General features: G+C 62.0%; 17 protein-coding genes, 2 tRNA genes and 2 rRNA genes. 15 read left to right on the top strand and 6 right to left on the bottom strand.

All coding sequences use genetic code 11. The features are described from left to right. The first annotated feature begins 33 nt into the window (after window positions 1–33). The 7 genes from KHO27_RS16050 (at window position 34) to KHO27_RS16025 (ending at window position 4,868) form a co-directional block, all read left to right on the top strand. Window positions 34–726, top strand: coding sequence for a M949_RS01915 family surface polysaccharide biosynthesis protein (locus tag KHO27_RS16050; RefSeq protein ID WP_110704398.1), 693 nt, complete (start codon window positions 34–36; stop codon window positions 724–726). Window positions 727–838: 112 nt separating this feature from the next. Beyond that, window positions 839–1,165: an aspartate-semialdehyde dehydrogenase gene (locus KHO27_RS16045; protein ID WP_110704400.1), complete on the top strand. Its 327-nt coding sequence runs from the start codon at window positions 839–841 to the stop codon at window positions 1,163–1,165. A 59-nt stretch (window positions 1,166–1,224) separates the two neighbouring features. Continuing rightward, complete coding sequence (locus tag KHO27_RS16040) at window positions 1,225–1,386, top strand: hypothetical protein (protein WP_172670873.1); 162 nt, start codon at window positions 1,225–1,227, stop codon at window positions 1,384–1,386. A 135-nt stretch (window positions 1,387–1,521) separates the two neighbouring features. Continuing rightward, a complete protein-coding gene (ccoM, locus tag KHO27_RS26360) occupies window positions 1,522–1,638 on the top strand; it encodes a cytochrome c oxidase subunit CcoM (protein ID WP_023629476.1) in 117 nt (38 codons plus the stop codon). A gap of 176 nt (window positions 1,639–1,814) precedes the next feature. Then, window positions 1,815–3,803: an FUSC family protein gene (locus KHO27_RS16035; protein WP_214500477.1), complete on the top strand. Its 1,989-nt coding sequence runs from the start codon at window positions 1,815–1,817 to the stop codon at window positions 3,801–3,803. Continuing rightward, the gene (locus KHO27_RS16030; protein ID WP_046854496.1) at window positions 3,790–3,996 is read left to right on the top strand and encodes a DUF1656 domain-containing protein; all 207 of its coding nucleotides are present in this window, start codon (window positions 3,790–3,792) and stop codon (window positions 3,994–3,996) included. The genes KHO27_RS16035 and KHO27_RS16030 overlap by 14 nt, the downstream gene beginning before the upstream one ends. An 11-nt stretch (window positions 3,997–4,007) precedes the next feature. Continuing rightward, a complete protein-coding gene (locus KHO27_RS16025; protein ID WP_110704404.1) occupies window positions 4,008–4,868 on the top strand; it encodes an efflux RND transporter periplasmic adaptor subunit in 861 nt (286 codons plus the stop codon). A 109-nt stretch (window positions 4,869–4,977) separates the two neighbouring features. On the opposite strand, the gene KHO27_RS16020 is transcribed toward KHO27_RS16025, so the two are convergent. Next, window positions 4,978–5,706: an SDR family oxidoreductase gene (locus KHO27_RS16020; protein ID WP_110704406.1), complete on the bottom strand. Its 729-nt coding sequence runs from the start codon at window positions 5,704–5,706 to the stop codon at window positions 4,978–4,980. Between the two features lie 101 nt (window positions 5,707–5,807). Between KHO27_RS16020 and KHO27_RS16015 the strand changes: the two genes are divergently transcribed. Continuing rightward, window positions 5,808–6,587, top strand: coding sequence for a LysR family transcriptional regulator (locus tag KHO27_RS16015; RefSeq protein ID WP_102684694.1), 780 nt, complete (start codon window positions 5,808–5,810; stop codon window positions 6,585–6,587). Between the two features lie 21 nt (window positions 6,588–6,608). Here the strand turns inward: KHO27_RS16015 and KHO27_RS16010 are convergent, their stop codons facing one another. Continuing rightward, window positions 6,609–7,367, bottom strand: coding sequence for an SDR family NAD(P)-dependent oxidoreductase (locus KHO27_RS16010; protein WP_214500476.1), 759 nt, complete (start codon window positions 7,365–7,367; stop codon window positions 6,609–6,611). 113 nt (window positions 7,368–7,480) lie between these two features. On the opposite strand from KHO27_RS16010, the gene KHO27_RS16005 reads away from it, so the two are divergent. After that, window positions 7,481–8,398, top strand: coding sequence for a LysR family transcriptional regulator (locus KHO27_RS16005; protein WP_110704410.1), 918 nt, complete (start codon window positions 7,481–7,483; stop codon window positions 8,396–8,398). On the opposite strand, the gene KHO27_RS16000 is transcribed toward KHO27_RS16005, so the two are convergent. Beyond that, window positions 8,337–9,551, bottom strand: coding sequence for a GAF domain-containing sensor histidine kinase (locus KHO27_RS16000; RefSeq protein WP_214500475.1), 1,215 nt, complete (start codon window positions 9,549–9,551; stop codon window positions 8,337–8,339). The two genes, KHO27_RS16005 and KHO27_RS16000, sit on opposite strands and share 62 nt — an antisense overlap. Before the next feature lie 183 nt (window positions 9,552–9,734). Between KHO27_RS16000 and KHO27_RS15995 the strand changes: the two genes are divergently transcribed. After that, entirely contained in the window at window positions 9,735–10,055 is a 321-nt protein-coding gene (locus KHO27_RS15995; RefSeq protein ID WP_110704414.1) for a DUF2025 family protein, read from the top strand. Between the two features lie 16 nt (window positions 10,056–10,071). Here the strand turns inward: KHO27_RS15995 and KHO27_RS15990 are convergent, their stop codons facing one another. Continuing rightward, window positions 10,072–12,654, bottom strand: a complete 2,583-nt coding sequence (locus KHO27_RS15990; protein WP_214500474.1) for a bifunctional diguanylate cyclase/phosphodiesterase — start codon at window positions 12,652–12,654, stop codon at window positions 10,072–10,074. Window positions 12,655–12,706: 52 nt separating this feature from the next. Continuing rightward, window positions 12,707–13,783: a diguanylate cyclase gene (locus KHO27_RS15985; RefSeq protein WP_178082062.1), complete on the bottom strand. Its 1,077-nt coding sequence runs from the start codon at window positions 13,781–13,783 to the stop codon at window positions 12,707–12,709. Between the two features lie 125 nt (window positions 13,784–13,908). Between KHO27_RS15985 and KHO27_RS15980 the strand changes: the two genes are divergently transcribed. After that, window positions 13,909–15,003: an MBL fold metallo-hydrolase gene (locus KHO27_RS15980; RefSeq protein ID WP_110704420.1), complete on the top strand. Its 1,095-nt coding sequence runs from the start codon at window positions 13,909–13,911 to the stop codon at window positions 15,001–15,003. Here the strand turns inward: KHO27_RS15980 and KHO27_RS15975 are convergent. Beyond that, window positions 15,000–15,875 carry a formate/nitrite transporter family protein gene (locus KHO27_RS15975; protein ID WP_102684702.1) on the bottom strand — a complete coding sequence of 292 codons (876 nt, stop codon included), beginning with the start codon at window positions 15,873–15,875 and terminating at the stop codon, window positions 15,000–15,002. The genes KHO27_RS15980 and KHO27_RS15975 overlap by 4 nt on opposite strands. Before the next feature lie 460 nt (window positions 15,876–16,335). On the opposite strand from KHO27_RS15975, the gene KHO27_RS15970 reads away from it, so the two are divergent. The 4 genes from KHO27_RS15970 to KHO27_RS15955 all read left to right on the top strand — a co-directional run bounded on the left by KHO27_RS15970 (window position 16,336) and on the right by KHO27_RS15955 (window position 21,238). Continuing rightward, window positions 16,336–17,872, top strand: a 16S ribosomal RNA gene (locus KHO27_RS15970). A gap of 78 nt (window positions 17,873–17,950) precedes the next feature. Further along, window positions 17,951–18,027: transfer RNA gene (locus tag KHO27_RS15965), tRNA-Ile, on the top strand. Between the two features lie 6 nt (window positions 18,028–18,033). Continuing rightward, window positions 18,034–18,109, top strand: a tRNA-Ala gene (locus KHO27_RS15960). Between the two features lie 236 nt (window positions 18,110–18,345). Further along, a 23S ribosomal RNA gene (locus KHO27_RS15955) occupies window positions 18,346–21,238 on the top strand. Together the 16S and 23S rRNA genes with 2 tRNA genes alongside form the textbook arrangement of a ribosomal RNA operon. Window positions 21,239–21,258 lie beyond the last annotated feature (20 nt).

Here is a 21,258-nt window from a genome sequence, read left to right as displayed (position 1 = left end):
GACGAACACCCGTCACGAGGGCCATGCGCCAACATGTTTGCCAAGCACCGCTGGTTGAACGTCACCTTGGGCCTGGGCAGCCTGGCGCTGCTGGCCGCCTGTGAACAGAAAAGTTTCGAGATCCTGCCGCCGATCCCGGTCGAGCAACTGGAAGTGCTCGGCGTGCAGACGCCGATCAAGAGCGTGCATTTCCATGACCGCGAGGGCGAGGGCCTGCTGGTGCTGAGTCGGGTCGACGGCCAGGCCACCGACCCTGATACCGAGGAGGAAGTCGACAAGGTGGTGCTCAAGGCCACCCTGTATGGCCGCGCTGCCGACGGCGATGCCTTCAAGGCGCGCTGGCAGATCGAGCAGGAGACCACCTGTGCCGGCCTCGATCTCGACGTCGACTTCTATACCGATGTCAGTGATGTCGGCGACCTGAACAAGGACGGTGTCGCTGAAGTGACAGTGGCCAACCATGCCTTCTGCGGTGGCGGTATCGACCCCCACGACATCGCCATCGAAATGCGTGAAGGCCAGGCGATCTACACCATCACCGGCCAGTCGCTGATCAGCCCGCCCGGTGAAGACCCGTTCGGCGGCGAGCGCGAAGACAGCGCCTCGTTGAAGAACGCACCGCCAGGTGTGCGCGCACATATGGATGCGGTCTGGCAGCAGGTCTACAAGCGGCCATGGAGCGAGTCGAGCCCTTCACCCGACGACCCGGACGAAGACGCCGAGTAGGCCCGCGCTATACTCCAGCCCGATGCGGCGTTGTGACACGCCGCACACCTTCGACCGCAGGCATTCAAGGCGGCGCGCCACCAGCCGACAACAAGGCTACAGGAGACCTCCCATGCTGCCGCCGATCATCCCGCTCAGTGCCGCCCCCGTGACCTCGCAACACGACCCGGTCAAACCACCGCCGACCATTCCACCGGTGGTGCCCACCCAGCCGACATCCAGCGATGGCACCATCGACCTGAAGAATCATCGTGATCCCGAAGAGCAGGCCTTGCTGCTGCGTGACGAGCAACGCCGCCAGCAAAAAAGGCGCAAGCAGGCTGAAGGCGATCGGTACGAGGCGGTGCCGGGTGAGGAGCTCAATGCCGACAACACCGTGCCGGTGGCGCCGATGGGCGAGCGCACGCGCCAGGGGTTGCTGGTGGATATCGAAGTCTGACTAGTCAGCGCCCTGGCAAGCCTTCATTATTGGGGCCTCTGCTGTCCGTCGAGCCCACCATGAGCCAAGACAACCTGATCGATTTCGGCGCCGAACGCGCCAAACGCATTCACGACCTCAATGACAAGCGTCTGGACGACATGCGCCAGGCCTTCGAGCAGGCCATGCCGCTGACCCAGGCCAAGAAGAAAAAGCCCAAGGGCAAACCGAAGAAGCGCTGAAACTTGATGCAGGTCAACCCTGCACCCGCCTTCCGCGCCCGGCTCCGGGCGCCATTGACTCCGGTCAATTTTCCTCCTCCTCGCATTGGTTACCTTGCACCCATCGGATGACGGCACATCAAGGGAGGAGCCGACATGTTCTTCGACAACGTGGTTATCGCCGGGGTGGTAACAGTCGGGTTGATGTTGGCCTTCTTCGCCGGTCTGGGCATTTTCATCTGGAAGGACTCGAAAAAGCGCAACCAGCGCTGATCCTTCCCGATACACGAGCACGCAAGGCATTTAGGGCGACTTCGGTCGCCCATTTTTTTGCCTGCGAAAAACTGACTGCTTAGATGATTAGCTAGCTAATTACTCGTTTGCGCTTTATCCTCCCTCCCGTTGTCTATCTTTCTTCCTATTACCCCAGCGCGCCCAAGGTCCGTTTCGTGCCCATCACCTTCCAGGCCCTGTTTGCCCCCAGCAGCCTTGCCCTCAAGTTCGCCATCAAGACCTTGCTTGGTGGCGGCCTGGCGTTGTGGCTGGCGATGCGCTGGGGCCTGGAGCAACCGGCGTGGGCGCTGATGACCGCCTTCATCGTCGCCCAGCCGCTTTCGGGGATGGTGGTGCAGAAGGGCCTGGCGCGGTTGGCCGGCACCCTGGTCGGCACCTGCATGTCGGTGGTGTTCATCGGCCTGTTCGCCCAGACCCCGTGGCTGTTCCTGCTGACCCTGGCCTTGTGGCTGGCCCTGTGTACCGCTGCCTCGACCCAACTGCGCAGCGCCTGGGCCTACGCGTTCGTGCTGGCCGGCTACACCGTGGCGATCATCGCCCTGCCGGCGATCGACCACCCGCTGCAGGTATTCGACCAGGCGGTGGCGCGCTGCACCGAGATCTGCCTGGGCATCGTTTGCGCCACCGTCACCAGCGCGCTGCTCTGGCCCATGCGCGTGGAGCAGCAACTGGCCGACCAAGCACGCCAGGCCTGGCAGAACGGCCTGCAGGCGGCCAACGCCATGCTTGGCGGCGAAGACGAGGCCCGCGGCGGCCTGCTCGACAGCCTCGGGCGCATCGTCGCCATCGATGCCCAGCGCGAACACGCCTGGTTCGAAGGCAGCCGCGGCCGCCAACGCGCCCGGGCAATCAGCGGCCTGAGCCAGACACTGATGGTGCTTTTGCGCATCTCACGCTCGGTGCGCAGGCAGTGGCGCCAGCTTGATGAGGGTGAAGCCAGGCATCTGGCGCCATGGCTGGACGAGGTGCGCGCTCACCTGGCCAGCCCCGAGCAGCCCAGCTTGCTGGTGTTGCGCCAGCGTGTCTGGGACGCCGCCCACGACGAGCGGATCAGCCCCGCCGAGCATTACTGCCTGGCGCGCCTGAGCTTGCTGCTGGACTACACGATGGCTTGCGCCCAGGCCCTCGACGACGTCGAGCAGGGGCGGGCGCCAAGGCAGTCGACGCAGAGCCTGGCAACCCATCGCGACCTGTCCCTTGCCCTGTTGTTCGGTTCGCGCAGCGCCCTGGCCTTCCTGGCCATGAGCAGTTTCTGGCTGGCCACGGCCTGGCCATCGGCGCCAGGCGGCCTGGTACTCACCTGTGTGGTCTGCAGCCTGTTCGCCAGCCGCGAGAATGGCGCGCAGATCGGCCTGAGTTTCCTGCGCGGTATTCTCCTGGCCATCCCGGTGGCGTTTCTGGTGGGGCAGATCCTGCTGCCGCAATGGAGCAGCTTCGCCATGCTCTGCCTGGGTATGGGCGTGCCGCTGTTCTTCGGCGCCCTGGGCATGGCCCACCCGCGTACCGGGGCGACCGCCACGTCCTATTGCCTGCACTTCATCGTCCTGGTCGCGCCGCTCAATGCCATGCATTTCGATGTGGCGACCATGCTCAACAGCGCCCAGGCTATGCTGCTGGGCGTGGGCGCAGCGGTAATGGCGTTCCGCTTGCTGGTGCTGCGCCACCCGGCCTGGCTTGGCCGGCGCCTGCGCGCGGCCACGCAAGGCGACCTGGTGCGCCTGACCCGGCGCGACCTGCGCGGCGCCGACAGCTGGTTCGGTGGGCGCATGGCCGACCGCCTGATGCAACTGGCGCGGCATGCCAGCGAGCTGCCCGAAGCCGAGCGCAAGCGCTGGGACGACGGCCTGCACGGCCTGGATATCGGTGACGAACTGGTGCACCTGCGCATGTGCCTGGCCGTGGCCAAGGCACCGCTGGGCAATGCCGAGCGCCAGTACCTGCAGCAGTTGCAGGCGGTACTCGCCAGCGGCCCGGCGCCGGGGCGGGGCCAGCGCCTTGACGCCGCCAGTGAACAGTTCATCGAGGCCCTGCGCCGCCAGCCGCCCAGTGACCCGCTGCGCCTGGCCATCGGCGCGGTGCTGCAATTGCGCAAGAGCTGGGGCAAGTGGTGCCGCTGGCAGGAGGAAGCCCATGGGGTTGCGTGAGTGGGCACTGGGCGGCGTGCTGCTCAGCCCGTTTCTGATCTATGTGTTGCTGGCGCTGGTGCTCACCGGGCTGTTGCGCTTCGTTGTGCAGGCCACCCCCCTGGGGCGCTGGATCTGGCACGAGGCGTTGTTCGACGCGGCGCTGTTCGTCTGTGTGCTGTATGGGGTGGTGCGCCTGTCAGGCCCTTTGTAAGGAGTAAGTCCATGCGTACAGTCGTACGTACCTTGGTCACCCTGTGTGTGGTGATCCTCGCTGTTTTTGCCGGCTATCAACTGTGGCAGTACTACATGCTCACGCCCTGGACCCGGGATGCCCGGGTACGTGCCGATGTGGTGGTGATCGCCCCCGACGTGTCGGGCTGGGTCAGCGCGTTGAAGGTGCATGACAACCAGCAGGTGAAGGCCGGCGACCTGCTGATGAGCATCGACCGCGAACGCTTCCAGGCCGCCTACGACCAGGCCACCGCCGTGGTCGAGACGCGTACCCAGCAGTTGCGCCTGCGTGAGCGCGAGGCCGCCCGGCGCACCGCGCTGGGGCCGGAGGCAATCAGCGCCGAGCTGCGCGAAAACGCCCAGATCAACGCCGCTGTCGCCCGTGGCGAACTGCACGAGGCCGAGGCTCAGTTGCAAGTGGCGAAGATCAACCTGGCCCGCAGCGAAGTACGCGCCCCGCGGGGCGGGCATATCACCAATCTGCGCCTGGCCGAGGGCAATTTCGTCAACACCGGGCAGTCGGTGATGGCGCTGGTGGACGATGCCACTTTCTATATCCAGGCGTATTTCGAAGAAACCAAGCTGCCGCGGATTCGCGTCGGCGACCCGGTCAAGGTCTGGCTCATGGGCGCCGGCGACGCGATGCAAGGGCAGGTAGAAAGCATCAGCCGGGGGATCACCGACCGCAACTCGACGCCGGATGGGCAGTTGCTGCCAGAGGTGGAGCCGACGTTCAACTGGGTGCGGCTGGCGCAGCGCATACCCGTGCGCATCCGCCTGGACCAGGTGCCCGAGGGCGTGACCCTGAGCGCCGGCATGACGGCCAGCGTGCAGGTGCATGAAGCGCCTTGAGGGGGCAGGCCAGCTCCCACTGGGATTGCACATGACTTGAGGCCGGCGCGGTCGGTGTGGGAGCCGCCTGGCCGGCGAAAGGGGCGCATGGCGCCCCCGATACTCAGCCTCAAGGCTGCTGGGCGGTCGCTGCCAGCACGATCTCGCGAATGCATACCTGCTGCGGCTGCTGGTAGGCCCAGACGATTGCCCCGGCAACATCTTCCGCCGACAGCACCACGCCGCCCATGTCATTGGCCTTCCAGGCCTCGTAGTCGCGCTTGATGCCCGCGTCGGTGGTATGCCCGAGCAGCTCGGTCTCCACTGCGCCCGGCGCGATGGTCACCACTCGCACATTGTGTGGCGCCAGCTCCTCGCGCAGGTTCTCCGACAATCCGTGCACGGCGAACTTGCTGCCTACGTAGGCCACATGGTTGGGGAAGGTCTTGCGTCCGGCCACCGAGCTGACGTTGATCAGGGTGCCATGGCGCCGCTCGACCATCCCGCCGACCAACGCGTGCACGCCGTTGAGCAGGCCTTTGACGTTGATGTCGAACATGCGCTCCCATTGTTCCGGGTCCTGTTCGTGCATTTGCCCCAGCAGCATCACCCCGGCATTGTTCACCAAGGCATCGGCGGGCCCGTACACGGCTTCGGCCTCGGCCACGGCGGCGACCAGTGCTGCGCGGTCGCGGATGTCCACGGCGCGGCACAGGCAATCGGGCAACGCCAGCGCCTCCAGGCGATCCAGGCGGCGGGCGATCAGCAACAGCGGATGGCCCGCGGCGGAAAAGCGTTGGGCGGTGGCGGCGCCTATGCCGGAGCTGGCGCCGGTGATGATGATCAGGGGTTTGTTCATGGTTGCCTCCCAGGCATAATCGCTTTCGATGGCCAGGATTCTAGATAGCCCTTTCGGCCATGAAAAACGGCTTATTTCTCTGGCTGGCATCGGTTCTATCTATGGATATCCGTCACCTCAAGGCATTTATCGCGGTCTTTGAAGCGCGCAACATCACGGTAGCCGCCCAGCGCCTGTGCGTGGCGCAACCGACCTTGTCGGTGACCATCCGCCAGCTGGAGGACGACCTTGGCGCCGAGCTGTTCCTGCGTCAGGCCCGTGGGGTCGAAGTCAGCGAGCAGGCGCGTGAGCTGTATCCCCAGGCCTGCCGCATGGTGGCCGAGGCCGACGCGCTGCGCCTGCGCTTTCGCCAGGGGCAGGAGCGGGTGCCTTTGGCCCTGGGCATCGAGGCGGACATCGCGCCGGCCCAGGTCGAGGCTTGCGTGCGCCTGGCCAGCCAGGCGGTTGCGGGCCTGCAATTGACCTTGCTGGCGGGGTGCGACGGGGATGCGCGGCTGGCCGACGAGGCCCAGCGCTGCGAGGACGAACTGTTCCTGCCGTTGTGGGAGGAGGCCTTCGTGCTGGTAATGGCGACCGGCAGCCAGCCGGACGGGCGCTGGATCACCTGCCCGCAGCATCCTTCGCACCAGCGCCTGATGGGGTTGTACGGCGAAGGCGAGCAGGTTGGCCAGGCCGGTTCGCTACAACTGGCGCTGGCCATGGTCGCCGCCGGGCTGGGCGCGGCATGGTTGCCGCAGTCCCTGGCCGAGCGCTGTCCCGGGGTCTACTGGCGGCCCGGCAGCGGCCTGGCACTGCGGCGCCGGGTCGGCCTGTGCATCACCCATGAGGCTTTGTCACTTCCTGCCGTCGCTGCGCTGCACCAGGCCTTGAACCGAGCTTGAGCGCATTGCGTAGCGTGCTCCTCAGAGGAACATGCCCCCCGACACCTCCAGCCGCTGCCCGTTGATCCAGCCATTGCCATCTTCCAGCAACAAGGCGATGGCCGCGCCGATATCGTCGGGCAGGCCGACCCGGCCCAGCGCGGTGTTGCCGGCCATGTAGTCATTGACCTGCTGGTTGTCACGCACCACGCCCCCGCCGAAATCGGTCTCGATGGCGCCCGGCGCGAGAATGTTCACACGGATGCCGCGCGCGCCCAGCTCCTTGGCCTGGTAGCGGGTCAGTACTTCCATGGCGCCCTTCATGGCCGCATAGGCGGCATAGCCGGGCAGGGCGAAGCGGGTCAGGCCGGTGGAGATGTTGACGATGCGCCCGCCATCGGCCAGCAGCGGCAGAAGGCGCTGGGTAAGGAAGAACGGGCCTTTGAGCTGGATGTTCAGCAACTGGTCGAACTGCGCCTCGCTGGTCTCGCTGAATGGCACGTTCAGGCCGATGCCGGCGTTGTTCACCAGGAAGTCCAGCTGACGGCGCCCGAACTGCTGTTCGAGGGTGTCGCCCAGGCGTTCGGCGAAGCCTGCGAAGCTGGCGCTGTCGCTGACATCCAATTGCAACATGGCGGCGCGCCCGCCGGCCTGCTCCAGCGTGGCCGCCACGGCGCGGGCTTCGTCGGCCTTGCTATGGTAGGTGCCGATGATGTCGATGCCACGGGCGGCCAGGTGTTCGGCGGTGTTCCTGCCCAGGCCGCGGCTGGCGCCGGTGATCAGTGCGATCTTGCGAGTCATGTCGGTTACCTTTGATGGGTGGCTGTGGCTGACAGGTTATTGGTCGGACAGGTGCTGTTAAATCCAGGAGATCCGGAAATACTGTTCGCGCCAATTGGACAATCAGGGGCCGTATGAACAAGTTGGAGCTGCTGCGTACCTTTGTCAGGGTCAGCGAGCTGAGCAGTTTCACCCTGGCCGGCGAAAGCCTGGGCCTGCCGCGCTCGACCGTTTCCGAACAGGTGCGGGCGCTGGAAAACCTGCTCGGCACCCGCCTGCTCAACCGCACCACGCGCCGGGTGCGCACGACCCAGGACGGCGCCTTGCTGTACGAGCGCAGCAAGGACCTGTTGTCGGGCATGGACGAGATCGAGAGCCTGTTCAGCGCCGACGACGCCGAGCTGGCCGGGCGCCTGCGCATCGACCTGCCGACCATGATGGCGCGGCGGGTCATCGTGCCGGCGCTGCCGCGTTTTCTCGAGCGTTTCCCGCGCCTGGATGTAGAGATCAGTTGCACCGACCGCCAGGTCGACCTGTTGCGCGAAGGCTTCGATTGCGTGATGCGCATCGGCGCGCTCAGCGACCTTGACGTGGTGGCGCGCCCGGTCGGGCGCCTGAGCATGCGCAATTGCGCCAGCCCCGCCTATCTCGAACGCCACGGTGTGCCGCGCCGCCTGGAGGACCTGGATAGCCACCGGCTGGTCCACTACGTGCGCAACCTCGGCGCGCGCAGTGCCGGGTTTGAATACGAGCAGGGCGGCGAACTGCGCTTCCAGGCCATGGCCGGCGTGGTCACGGTGAACAACGCCGAGGCCTATTCCGCCGCCTGCCTGGCTGGGCTAGGCCTGATCCAGGTGCCGGCGGTAGGTGTCGATGAACACCTGCGCGCGGGTGAACTGGTGTCGCTGCTCGAGCCCTGGCAGGCGCGGGCCATGCCGGTGTCGCTGTTGTATGCGCGGCAGCGCCATGTGCCGCGCCGGGTCCAGGCGTTCATGAACTGGCTGGCGGTGCTCCTGGAGTCCCAGGTCGATCCTTCGGCAGGCGAAAACTGAACAGGGTGCCGCCCTCGGCACTGGAGGTCACCTCCATGCGGCCGCCGTGGGCGAGGGCGATCTGCTTGGCAATGTACAGCCCCAGGCCCAGGCCGGGCTGGGGCGCGCCAGAGATCGGCCGGCTGAAAGGTTCGAACAGCAAGGGCAGGGTTTGCGGAGCGATCGGCGTGCCCTGGTTGTGCACGCTCAGGTCGAACGTACTGTCGCTGAGGCTGGCGCGCACGGTCACCGGGCCTTGTGGGTCGCCATGAAGGAGGGCATTGGCGATCAGGTTGGACAACAGTTGCATGATTCGCTCGCGGTCACACAGCAGGCCGCCGACCTGGCCAATGTCTAGGATGATGCGCCGCTGCGGGTGGACACGCTGCAGCTCGGAGGCCACATGGCCGAGGGCGTCCGGCAGATCGTGGCAGGGTTGCAGGTTCAAGGGGATCCCGGCACCAAGGCGGCCACGGGCGAAATCCAGCATGTCGCGCACCAGCTCGGTGGCTCGCTGGCCGCAGGTGAGGATATGCTGGGCAATGGCCCGTTGCTTGTCGTGCGTCAGGCGCTGGCTGAGCAGTTCGGCACCGGCGGTGATGGCGAACAGCGGGTTGCGCAGGTCGTGGCCGAGCACGGCAATGAACTGCTCGCGCACCTCGGCCATGGCCCGCTCTTTGTGCAGGGCGAGCTCGGTGCGCTGGGCGTTTTCCTCGCTTTCGATCTGGATGGCCAGCAGGCGGGCGAACGATTCCATCATTGGCTGGATCGCCGTGCCCTTGAGCGGCGTTGGCTTGGCGTCCAGGGCGCAGATGGTACCGAAGAAGCTGCCGTCGGTACGTAGCACCGGAACCGAAATATAGCTTTCGAAGCGGTACTGGCGCGGGGCGTGGTGACGGCAGTACTGCTCGTCCTCGCTGGCCTTGTCGATCACGATGGTCTGGCGTGTGCTGCGGATTTCGTGGCACAGCGTGGTGGCGACCTCGAGTTCGCCGCCTACCTCGAGGCCGAATCCCAGGGTGTCGAGCACCGCGCAGGCCGTCCAGCTGCTCTCGGTCACCCGGGCCACGGCGGCAAAGCGCAGGCCAGTGGTCTCGCAGATGACCTGGAGGATGGCCGGCACTGCGTTGATGCGACCAATGATGGCGATGTCGGCGGTGACGGCCTGGGTCATGAGGGGCAGATCCGATAACGACGAAGGGGCTCGAAAATCCAGTCTAGCGGGCCTTGGCGCGAGGGGTGAAAAACCTTGGCGAACGGTCTGGCACTTGGGTTAGGCTGGCACTTGCGCGTTGCCCGCCAGAGGCGACCGCCCCCTCTGCGTGCGTCACTTCCGAATTCTTTGCGAGGTTACGCCATGGCCATCACATCCCAGGACATCTGCATCGCCGCCGACCAGCTCAAGGGCTTCGTCGGCTTTCACGGCAAACGTGGCACCCATATCGTGCGGTTTTCAGAGGACGCGTTCGGCATGGACGTGGCCGACGACAGCATCACCCCCTGCAGCGAGTTCGTCTGGCGGCCCGAGGCCGATGCGCGCATGGCATTGAGCCGGGAGCGCCTGGCGTTGCTGCTGGAGCAGCATGTGGACGATCGGTTGAACATCGGCGAGCCATTGCGCATCTACCTCAACCGTACCGACCTGCCCGAAATCGTCGCCGAGCGTAACCTGCGTTGACGCCAGGGCAGTGCATTCAGGACGCATCCTGGCGAACTTCGCGGTTCGCCAGCAGCGCCTCGAACCCTGCCCGGTCCACGGGCTTGCTCAGGTAGTAGCCCTGCACCTCATGGCACTGCTCCTTGTCCAGCGCCTTCAATTGCTGCTCGGTCTCCACGCCCTCGGCGGTCACCGTCAGCCCCATGGCCTTGCCCAGGTTGATGATCGCCTGGACCACGGCCCGGTCGTTGCCGCTCTGGCTGCTCAACCCGGCGATGAAGCGCTTGTCGATCTTGATGCTGTCGAAGGGGTAGGTGCGCAGGTAGCCCAGTGACGAGTAGCCGGTGCCGAAGTCGTCCATGTTCAGGCGCACGCCCAGTTCCTTGAGTGCGAGCATGGTGCCCAGGGCGCCTTCGATATCGTTGAGCATCACGTTCTCGGTGATTTCCAGCTCCAGGCGCTGGGCCGGGAAGCCGGTGTCCAGCAACACCTGGCGCACATCGGCGACCACATCGCTGCGGGAGAACTGCGCGGGCGACAGGTTGACCGAGACCAGCAGTTCTTCGGGCCAGTCACGGGCATTGCGGCAGGCTTCTTCGAGCACCCAGCGACCCAGCGGGACGATCAGGTCGCTCTGTTCGGCCAAGGGAATGAAAGTGTCGGGCCCGATCAGCCCTTCCTGGGGATGCTCCCAGCGCAAAAGGGCTTCCACCGAAACGATGCGCAGATCGTCCAGGCGGTAGCGTGGCTGGTAGTGCAGCACGAACTCGTGCTGCTTGATCGCCCGGCGCAGGTCGTTTTCCAGTTGGCGACGGTACTGGATCTGCTGGTTCATCTCCAGCGAGAAGTAGCGCCAGGTGTTCTTGCCGTCGGCCTTGGCCTGGTACAGGGCGATGTCGGCGCAGCGGATCAGTTCGCCGGCATCGTAACCCTGGGCCCGGGTCTGGGCGATGCCGATGCTGGCGCCGATGTGCAACTGGTGTTCCTCGAAACCGATGGGTTGTTGCAGTAGGTCGAGCAGGCGCGCGCAGAAACGGTCGATTTCACTGCGGTTGTCCAGGCCGTGCAAGACCAGGACGAACTCGTCGCCGCCCAGGCGAGCGACCAGGTCATTGTCGCGGGTGGTGTCGCGTAGACGGCCGGCCACCTCCTGCAGTACTGCGTCGCCGGCCGGATGGCCGAGGGAATCGTTGATGGGCTTGAAACTGTCCAGGTCCAGCAGCAGCAGGGTCAACGGTGGTGAATCGCTGCCGCGCAACAACGCCTGCTCGAGGTGGCGCGACAGTTTGTTGCGGTTGGCGAGGCCCGTCAGGGCATCGTGCATCGACAAGTGCTGGATGCGGGCATGGGCGGCGACCTCGTCGGTGATGTCGCTGGCGGTGCCGCGAAAGCCGGCGAGCTTGCCCTCGTAGACGATCGAGCGCGCCGAGACGCGGCAGTAGCGGTTCTGGCCGTTGGCGTCATCGTAGTTGCAGCGCAGGTTGGCCAGTTGCTGCGGGTTGTCGTCGGCCTGGCTGTCGAGCCACGGCAGCAGGGGCGTGGTGTCGCAGGCCAGCAACTGGTTGAGCGGCTGGCCGAGCCAGTCCTCGATGCGGTAGCCGGTGACGCTGACGAAACGCTGCGACAGGTAGGTCAGGCGGTGATGGCGGTCGGTTTCCCAAATCCAGTCGGAGGCGGCTTCGGCCACTGCGCGAAAGCGCTGCTCGCTGGCTTCCAGGGCGCGGTTGCTCTGCTGCAATCGCAGCAGGCTTTCATCTATTGCCCGGGAACTGCGCAGGGCGTGGCGGAACAGGTAGAGCAACACCAGGCCAAGTACCAGCAGTACTGCCAGCAGCGGCGGCAGGAAGGCATGAAGCAGTTGGCGGCCCGGCAACGGTGTGTTCCAGACCAGGTGATAACCGGTTTCGCCGAGGGCGATATGCGGTTGCCCGGCCTGGGCAACAGCGTTTTTCTCCAGGCGCATGCCGGTCAAACCCGCGCCTTTGCCCAGCACTGCGAGCTTGGCTTCGGTCAGTTGGTCGACGAACACCATCACCGGTGCCTGTTTTACATCTGCTTCGGTCACTTCCTTGTCCGGGCGTACTGCCGCGGCGCTGAGCACTGCGGGCCAGCCGTTGAAGCGTACGAAGTGGGTTACCTGCTCGCGGGCCGGGGCCGCCTTGCGCGCCGCGTCGATGATTGCCGCCAGGGGGCTGTCGATATGGGCGCTAGCCGGCGAATCGGTGGGTTTGCCCTTGAACAGGGCGTAGGTGGTGCGGCCATCCTCGACCACGAACACGCCTTCGTAGCCGCTGGCGCTGTACAGCGACTCACCGACGTTCTTCTGGTCATACGCCCACTGCCAGTCGACCTTGCCCACCAGATGTTCGTAGGCGGCGTCCCAGACGGCGTAGCTGGAGAGAAACTGGCGCGAGGCCACCAGCCGCTGTTCCAGCGCCTGGGAGGCCTGGAAGGTGCTTTGCTCCAGCGCCTGGCGGTCCAGCGTGGCGGCGATGTTGAACAGCGCCACCAGGGTGAACACGCAAGCGAGCCCGAACAGCGCGCAGAAACCGCCGACTAGGCGGCGCACCTGCAGGCGTGAGGTGGGGCTGGAGGGTGAAAGGTCGACGTTCCTGTCCATGTACGGGCGACTCCTTCAACTGCTGTCTTGCGCCCGAGGCCTGGGCGAAGGTTCAGTCAGGATAGGCCAGCCTGAGCGTGGCGGCCTCGCCGCGAGCGAAATTGACCTGGTCGCGACCCTGGCGCTTGGCGGCATACAGGGCCTTGTCGGCCTGTTCCAGCCAATGCTCGGGCGAGGCGAGGTCGGGTCGAAAGTCCGCCAGGCCGATGCTCAGGCTGATGCGCAAGCCCGGCAAGTGCGGGTTGCGGTAGGCGGACACGCGTTCGCGCAGGCGCTCCATGGCCTGGCAGGCCTGGGCTTCGTGGGTGCCGGGGAGGATCACGCAGAATTCGTCGCCGCCATAGCGCCCGGCCAGATCGTCCTCGCGCAGGGTGCGCTTGAGCTCCTGGCTGAGCTGGCGCAACACGCAGTCGCCGACCACATGGCCGTAGGTATCATTGATGCTCTTGAAGTGGTCGATGTCGATCAGCGCGATGACCGCTGGCAGCCGCTGCTGCTGGCAGATCTGGAACTTGAGCAGCAGCAGGTCTTTCCACGAGCCATGGTTGAGCAGTCCGGTGAGGCTGTCGGTACGGCTCAGGGCGCTGAGGCGGCGCTTGTGTTCGGCCAGCTTGATCGCCAACTGGTAGCACACCCAGCCCAGGGCCAGGGGGTAGAGGGTCAGCATCGGCAGGCAGGCGAGGACCTGCAACTGCGTGGCCTGTGCCTGCAGGCCGGTGCCGAGCAGCGTGGTGGCCAAGAGCATGCCGCACAGCTGCGCCAACAGGCCGCGCAGCAGCACGCGTTTGCCACCGGCGGCGACGTTGTTCATGGTCATCATCGACAGGATGGTGACGCTGGGTAGCGGGTTGAAGTGGATAGCTGCGGTCCAGAAACCGCCCATCAGCGAATCCAGCAGGATGTTGCGCTGCTCGGCCTGGTACGGGGAGGCCGAGCGCAGGGCCCACTGGTAGGCCACGTGTGGCCAGGCCAGGCCATTGAACAGCAGCAGGGCCCAGGCCCAGGGCGGTGGGGTCAGCGGGGCGATGGCAGCCATCACGCTGAACAGGCCGATTCCCAGGCCGATGATGCGCGGCAGGTAGATGCGCCTGACGAAAGAGAGCCCCTTGCCGCTGCGATTGTCGATCATGGTTGTCGTTCTTCTGTGGAGCGCCGTTTATCGCATAAGTAATGTGAATATTGTTGAACAATCGTTCAGCGGCGAAAAATGACCTTACAAGCCATTTCACGGTTGATCCGACCCTGTGGAGTAATATGAAGGCTTTCCTCTTTTGCGGAGTGCTGTTGCTCATGGTCTCCATGGCTACCCCCGCCGGCGAGCCGGCTCCGTATCGGGACGGGCGCTTTCACAACCAGGTCGAACTGCCCAAGGACGGCGTGCTCAAGAAGTTGCGCATCGGCGTCAAGTACCTGCTGCTGCGCAAGCCACCACAGACCCGGCCAGACGCAGCGCTCAGCCTGCAGCCGATGACGCGCCAGCAGGTGGCTGACGCACCGGATCACAGCTTGTGGCGCCTCGGCCATTCCACTGTGCTGCTCAAGTTGCGCGGGCGCTTCTTCATTACCGACCCGGTGTTCGCCGAGCGCGCCTCGCCGGTGCAGTGGGCCGGGCCGTTGCGCTTCCATGCGCCGCCGCTGGCGCTGAGCGACCTGCCGCCTCTGACCGCGGTGATTCTCTCCCACGACCATTTCGACCATCTGGATGAGCAGGCCATCCGCCAGCTGGCACCGCGCACCGAGCATTTCCTCGCGCCGTTGGGCGTGGGGGACCTGCTCGTCGAGTGGGGCGTGCCGCCGGCCAAGGTGCGGCAACTGGACTGGTGGCAGGAAACCGAAGTCGAAGGCGTGCGCTTCATCGCCACGCCTGCCCAGCACTTTTCCGGGCGCGGGCTGTTCGACAGCAACCGCAGGCTCTGGGCGTCCTGGGTGATGATCGACGAAGGGCTGCGGCTATTCTTCAGCGGCGATACTGGCTATTTCGACGGTTTCCGTGAAATCGGCGAGCAGTATGGGCCGTTCGACCTGACCCTGATGGAGACTGGCGCCTATAACGTTGCCTGGCCCAATGTGCACATGCAGCCGGAGCAGACCCTGCAGGCGCATCTGGACTTGCAAGGCCGCTGGTTGTTGCCGATTCATAACGGCACCTTCGACCTGTCCATCCACGGTTGGCAGGAGCCCTTCGAGCGTATCCTGGCCCTGACCAACGCCGCCCAGGTGCAGTTGAGCACGCCGCAGATGGGCGAGCGGGTCAGCCTCGACTCGCCACACCCCGGGCAGAACTGGTGGCGGCCACGGCCATTGCCGCAGCGGGGCAGGGGAGCCGAGCGGGCGGTTGCGGCGCGCTAGTCCTTTTTCGGCTTTTCATCCTTGAGCAATTGCGAGGGGGGCTTGCCGCTGTCGCTGCGAACCTGGGCGTGGCTGATCAGGGCAAAGATGAAGCTGCCGCCGATGATGTTGCCCGCCAGGGTGGGTAGTGCGAAGTCCAGCCAGAACGCCTGCCAGGTTTCATCGCCGGCCCAGACCAGGTATGACACTTCCACCGAGCCCACGACAATGTGGGTGAAGTCACCCAGGGCCATCAGGTAGGTGATCACCAGGATGATCCAGATCTTGGCGTGCTCCATGGAGGGGATCATCCAGACCATGGTGGCTATCATCCAACCGGAGACGATGCCTTTGGCGAACATCTGGCTGATGTCGTTGGTCATCACCTTGCGGCCCACCTCAAGGAAGGCGATGTCGGTCTTGCTGTCGAAGATTGGCAGTTCGAGCATCACCCAGGCCACCAGCAGCGTGCCGGCCAGGTTGCCGAGCAGCACGACGCTCCACAGGCGCAACAGCCGGCCGAGGTTGCTCAGGGTGGGCGCGGTCATCACCGGTAGCACAGCGGTCAGGGTGTTCTCGGTGAACAGTTGCTGGCGGGCCAGGATCACTGCCAGGAACCCCGCGCTGTAGCCCAGGCTGGCGATCACCTGGGCGCTGTCGCCTTCCGGCAGGCGGGCATAGAACAGCCCCATGGCCATCAATGACAGGCCCATGGTCAGGCCTGCCGCCAGTGCCGACCACCACAAGGCGGCGAGGGTGCGTTCCAGTTCCTGGTCACCCTGGTAGCGGATGATCTCGTGCAACACTGCCGCCCGCGGCGGCTGGTTGTGGCTGACTTCCTGCTCTTCGTCCGCCGACAGCCCCGGGGTCTTCTCATTCTGTGCATCGCTCATGGCAAAGCCGCTCCGCTTGCGTGTTTCTCTACAGAGCGGCAAGCGTGGCGAATAGTTGCCGACGTGCCGCTGGATGGTGATCGAAAGTTTTTTCAGATCAAGGTGTTGACTCTGAAATCAAACCGCGTATTATTCGCCTCCTCGCAGCGTTGAACGCCACGAGGCAAGCGGTAAGTTGTTGAGGTAGAAGGTGTTTTGCAAAAAGCGACTTCTGAAAAACTTCAAAATAAACGCTTGACACGAAATGAGGAAAGCGTAGAATGCGCGCCTCGGTTGAGACGAAAAGATCTTAGCCAAACGCTCTTTGACAAATTGAATCAAGCAATTCGTGTGGGTGCTTGTGAGTACGGACTGATAGTCGCCAAGATTATCAGCATCACAAGTGGCCATGCGAGAAATCACATAGTCATTTGAGATTGCTGAGCCAAGTTTAGGGTTTCTTAAAAACCCAAGCAGTATTGAACTGAAGAGTTTGATCATGGCTCAGATTGAACGCTGGCGGCAGGCCTAACACATGCAAGTCGAGCGGATGACGGGAGCTTGCTCCTTGATTCAGCGGCGGACGGGTGAGTAATGCCTAGGAATCTGCCTGGTAGTGGGGGACAACGTTTCGAAAGGAACGCTAATACCGCATACGTCCTACGGGAGAAAGCAGGGGACCTTCGGGCCTTGCGCTATCAGATGAGCCTAGGTCGGATTAGCTAGTAGGTGAGGTAATGGCTCACCTAGGCGACGATCCGTAACTGGTCTGAGAGGATGATCAGTCACACTGGAACTGAGACACGGTCCAGACTCCTACGGGAGGCAGCAGTGGGGAATATTGGACAATGGGCGAAAGCCTGATCCAGCCATGCCGCGTGTGTGAAGAAGGTCTTCGGATTGTAAAGCACTTTAAGTTGGGAGGAAGGGCAGTAAGCTAATATCTTGCTGTTTTGACGTTACCGACAGAATAAGCACCGGCTAACTCTGTGCCAGCAGCCGCGGTAATACAGAGGGTGCAAGCGTTAATCGGAATTACTGGGCGTAAAGCGCGCGTAGGTGGTTCGTTAAGTTGGATGTGAAAGCCCCGGGCTCAACCTGGGAACTGCATCCAAAACTGGCGAGCTAGAGTATGGTAGAGGGTGGTGGAATTTCCTGTGTAGCGGTGAAATGCGTAGATATAGGAAGGAACACCAGTGGCGAAGGCGACCACCTGGACTGATACTGACACTGAGGTGCGAAAGCGTGGGGAGCAAACAGGATTAGATACCCTGGTAGTCCACGCCGTAAACGATGTCAACTAGCCGTTGGAATCCTTGAGATTTTAGTGGCGCAGCTAACGCATTAAGTTGACCGCCTGGGGAGTACGGCCGCAAGGTTAAAACTCAAATGAATTGACGGGGGCCCGCACAAGCGGTGGAGCATGTGGTTTAATTCGAAGCAACGCGAAGAACCTTACCAGGCCTTGACATGCAGAGAACTTTCCAGAGATGGATTGGTGCCTTCGGGAACTCTGACACAGGTGCTGCATGGCTGTCGTCAGCTCGTGTCGTGAGATGTTGGGTTAAGTCCCGTAACGAGCGCAACCCTTGTCCTTAGTTACCAGCACGTTATGGTGGGCACTCTAAGGAGACTGCCGGTGACAAACCGGAGGAAGGTGGGGATGACGTCAAGTCATCATGGCCCTTACGGCCTGGGCTACACACGTGCTACAATGGTCGGTACAGAGGGTTGCCAAGCCGCGAGGTGGAGCTAATCTCACAAAACCGATCGTAGTCCGGATCGCAGTCTGCAACTCGACTGCGTGAAGTCGGAATCGCTAGTAATCGCAAATCAGAATGTTGCGGTGAATACGTTCCCGGGCCTTGTACACACCGCCCGTCACACCATGGGAGTGGGTTGCACCAGAAGTAGCTAGTCTAACCTTCGGGAGGACGGTTACCACGGTGTGATTCATGACTGGGGTGAAGTCGTAACAAGGTAGCCGTAGGGGAACCTGCGGCTGGATCACCTCCTTAATCGAAGACATCAGCCTGCTGATGAGCTCCCACACGAATTGCTTGATTCATGATGTAAAGACGATCAAGACCCTATATAGGTCTGTAGCTCAGTTGGTTAGAGCGCACCCCTGATAAGGGTGAGGTCGGCAGTTCAAATCTGCCCAGACCTACCAATATGCGGGGCCATAGCTCAGCTGGGAGAGCGCCTGCCTTGCACGCAGGAGGTCAGCGGTTCGATCCCGCTTGGCTCCACCACTCTTGCAGTACCTTGATCAAACTCAGAAATGAGCATTCGCTTCGAATGTTGATTTCTGGCTTTTGTCAGATCGTTCTTTAAAAATTCGGATATGTGATAGAAATAGACTGAATGCCAGTTTCACTGCTGGTTATTCAGGCTAAGGTAAAATTTGTGAGTTCTGCTCGAAAGAGCGACGTGCGAATTTTCGGCGAATGTCGTCTTCACAGTATAACCAGATTGCTTGGGGTTATATGGTCAAGTGAAGAAGCGCATACGGTGGATGCCTTGGCAGTCAGAGGCGATGAAAGACGTGGTAGCCTGCGATAAGCTTTGGGGAGTCGGCAAACAGACTGTGATCCAGAGATCTCTGAATGGGGGAACCCAGCCAGCACAAGCTGGTTATCTTGTACTGAATACATAGGTGCAAGAGGCGAACCAGGGGAACTGAAACATCTAAGTACCCTGAGGAAAAGAAATCAACCGAGATTCCCTTAGTAGTGGCGAGCGAACGGGGACCAGCCCTTAAGCTGGTTTGAGATTAGTGGAACGCTCTGGAAAGTGCGGCCATAGTGGGTGATAGCCCCGTACACGAAAATCTCTTGCCAGTGAAATCGAGTAGGACGGAGCACGAGAAACTTTGTCTGAACATGGGGGGACCATCCTCCAAGGCTAAATACTACTGACTGACCGATAGTGAACCAGTACCGTGAGGGAAAGGCGAAAAGAACCCCGGAGAGGGGAGTGAAATAGAACCTGAAACCGTATGCGTACAAGCAGTGGGAGCCTACTTGTTAGGTGACTGCGTACCTTTTGTATAATGGGTCAGCGACTTATATTCAGTGGCGAGCTTAACCGAATAGGGGAGGCGTAGCGAAAGCGAGTCTTAATAGGGCGCTTTAGTCGCTGGGTATAGACCCGAAACCGGGCGATCTATCCATGGGCAGGTTGAAGGTTAGGTAACACTGACTGGAGGACCGAACCGACTACCGTTGAAAAGTTAGCGGATGACCTGTGGATCGGAGTGAAAGGCTAATCAAGCTCGGAGATAGCTGGTTCTCCTCGAAAGCTATTTAGGTAGCGCCTCATGTATCACTGTAGGGGGTAGAGCACTGTTTCGGCTAGGGGGTCATCCCGACTTACCAAACCGATGCAAACTCCGAATACCTACAAGTGCCGAGCATGGGAGACACACGGCGGGTGCTAACGTCCGTCGTGAAAAGGGAAACAACCCAGACCGTCAGCTAAGGTCCCAAAGTCATGGTTAAGTGGGAAACGATGTGGGAAGGCTTAGACAGCTAGGAGGTTGGCTTAGAAGCAGCCACCCTTTAAAGAAAGCGTAATAGCTCACTAGTCGAGTCGGCCTGCGCGGAAGATGTAACGGGGCTCAAACCATGCACCGAAGCTACGGGTATCACCTTTTGGTGATGCGGTAGAGGAGCGTTCTGTAAGCCTGTGAAGGTGAGTTGAAAAGCTTGCTGGAGGTATCAGAAGTGCGAATGCTGACATGAGTAACGACAATGCGAGTGAAAAACTCGCACGCCGAAAGACCAAGGTTTCCTGCGCAACGTTAATCGACGCAGGGTTAGTCGGTCCCTAAGGCGAGGCTGAAAAGCGTAGTCGATGGAAAACAGGTTAATATTCCTGTACTTCCAGTTATTGCGATGGAGGGACGGAGAAGGCTAGGCCAGCTTGGCGTTGGTTGTCCAAGTTTAAGGTGGTAGGCTGAGATCTTAGGCAAATCCGGGATCTCAAGGCCGAGAGCTGATGACGAGTTGCCATTAGGCGACGAAGTGGTTGATGCCATGCTTCCAAGAAAAGCTCCTAAGCTTCAGATAACTGGGAACCGTACCCCAAACCGACACAGGTGGTTAGGTAGAGAATACCAAGGCGCTTGAGAGAACTCGGGTGAAGGAACTAGGCAAAATGGCACCGTAACTTCGGGAGAAGGTGCGCCGGTGAGGGTGAAGCACTTGCTGCGTAAGCCCACGCCGGTCGAAGATACCAGGCCGCTGCGACTGTTTATTAAAAACACAGCACTCTGCAAACACGAAAGTGGACGTATAGGGTGTGACGCCTGCCCGGTGCCGGAAGGTTAATTGATGGGGTTAGCGCAAGCGAAGCTCTTGATCGAAGCCCCGGTAAACGGCGGCCGTAACTATAACGGTCCTAAGGTAGCGAAATTCCTTGTCGGGTAAGTTCCGACCTGCACGAATGGCGTAACGATGGCGGCGCTGTCTCCACCCGAGACTCAGTGAAATTGAAATCGCTGTGAAGATGCAGTGTATCCGCGGCTAGACGGAAAGACCCCGTGAACCTTTACTATAGCTTTGCACTGGACTTTGAGCTTGCTTGTGTAGGATAGGTGGGAGGCTTTGAAGTGGGGACGCCAGTTCTCATGGAGCCATCCTTGAAATACCACCCTGGCAACCTTGAGGTTCTAACTCAGGTCCGTTATCCGGATCGAGGACAGTGTATGGTGGGTAGTTTGACTGGGGCGGTCTCCTCCCAAAGAGTAACGGAGGAGTACGAAGGTGCGCTCAGACCGGTCGGAAATCGGTCGTAGAGTATAAAGGCAAAAGCGCGCTTGACTGCGAGACACACACGTCGAGCAGGTACGAAAGTAGGTCTTAGTGATCCGGTGGTTCTGTATGGAAGGGCCATCGCTCAACGGATAAAAGGTACTCCGGGGATAACAGGCTGATACCGCCCAAGAGTTCATATCGACGGCGGTGTTTGGCACCTCGATGTCGGCTCATCACATCCTGGGGCTGAAGCCGGTCCCAAGGGTATGGCTGTTCGCCATTTAAAGTGGTACGCGAGCTGGGTTTAGAACGTCGTGAGACAGTTCGGTCCCTATCTGCCGTGGACGTTTGAGATTTGAGAGGGGCTGCTCCTAGTACGAGAGGACCGGAGTGGACGAACCTCTGGTGTTCCGGTTGTCACGCCAGTGGCATTGCCGGGTAGCTATGTTCGGAAGAGATAACCGCTGAAAGCATCTAAGCGGGAAACTTGCCTCAAGATGAGATCTCACTGGAGCCTTGAGCTCCCTGAAGGGCCGTCGAAGACTACGACGTTGATAGGTTGGGTGTGTAAGCGCTGTGAGGCGTTGAGCTAACCAATACTAATTGCCCGTGAGGCTTGACCATATAACACCCAAGCAATTTGC

Origin of the sequence: Pseudomonas sp. RC3H12, from assembly GCF_018596375.1 — a bacterium.
Taxonomy (GTDB): domain Bacteria; phylum Pseudomonadota; class Gammaproteobacteria; order Pseudomonadales; family Pseudomonadaceae; genus Aquipseudomonas.
Note: the sequence above shows the minus strand (reverse complement) of the source record. Positions and strands in the feature narration are given on the sequence as shown.

Excerpts from the sequence above, each read along its gene's own strand:
- KHO27_RS16050 (WP_110704398.1), top strand. The coding sequence starts at position 34 with ATGTTTGCCAAGCACCGCTGGTTGAACGTCACCTTGGGCCTGGGCAGC.
- KHO27_RS16045 (WP_110704400.1), top strand. The coding sequence starts at position 839 with ATGCTGCCGCCGATCATCCCGCTCAGTGCCGCCCCCGTGACCTCGCAA.
- KHO27_RS16040 (WP_172670873.1), top strand. The coding sequence starts at position 1,225 with ATGAGCCAAGACAACCTGATCGATTTCGGCGCCGAACGCGCCAAACGC.
- ccoM (WP_023629476.1), top strand. The coding sequence starts at position 1,522 with ATGTTCTTCGACAACGTGGTTATCGCCGGGGTGGTAACAGTCGGGTTG.
- KHO27_RS16030 (WP_046854496.1), top strand. The coding sequence starts at position 3,790 with ATGGGGTTGCGTGAGTGGGCACTGGGCGGCGTGCTGCTCAGCCCGTTT.
- KHO27_RS16025 (WP_110704404.1), top strand. The coding sequence starts at position 4,008 with ATGCGTACAGTCGTACGTACCTTGGTCACCCTGTGTGTGGTGATCCTC.
- KHO27_RS16020 (WP_110704406.1), bottom strand. The coding sequence starts at position 5,706 with ATGAACAAACCCCTGATCATCATCACCGGCGCCAGCTCCGGCATAGGC.
- KHO27_RS16015 (WP_102684694.1), top strand. The coding sequence starts at position 5,808 with ATGGATATCCGTCACCTCAAGGCATTTATCGCGGTCTTTGAAGCGCGC.
- KHO27_RS16010 (WP_214500476.1), bottom strand. The coding sequence starts at position 7,367 with ATGACTCGCAAGATCGCACTGATCACCGGCGCCAGCCGCGGCCTGGGC.
- KHO27_RS16005 (WP_110704410.1), top strand. The coding sequence starts at position 7,481 with ATGAACAAGTTGGAGCTGCTGCGTACCTTTGTCAGGGTCAGCGAGCTG.
- KHO27_RS16000 (WP_214500475.1), bottom strand. The coding sequence starts at position 9,551 with ATGACCCAGGCCGTCACCGCCGACATCGCCATCATTGGTCGCATCAAC.
- KHO27_RS15995 (WP_110704414.1), top strand. The coding sequence starts at position 9,735 with ATGGCCATCACATCCCAGGACATCTGCATCGCCGCCGACCAGCTCAAG.
- KHO27_RS15990 (WP_214500474.1), bottom strand. The coding sequence starts at position 12,654 with ATGGACAGGAACGTCGACCTTTCACCCTCCAGCCCCACCTCACGCCTG.
- KHO27_RS15985 (WP_178082062.1), bottom strand. The coding sequence starts at position 13,783 with ATGATCGACAATCGCAGCGGCAAGGGGCTCTCTTTCGTCAGGCGCATC.
- KHO27_RS15980 (WP_110704420.1), top strand. The coding sequence starts at position 13,909 with ATGAAGGCTTTCCTCTTTTGCGGAGTGCTGTTGCTCATGGTCTCCATG.
- KHO27_RS15975 (WP_102684702.1), bottom strand. The coding sequence starts at position 15,875 with ATGAGCGATGCACAGAATGAGAAGACCCCGGGGCTGTCGGCGGACGAA.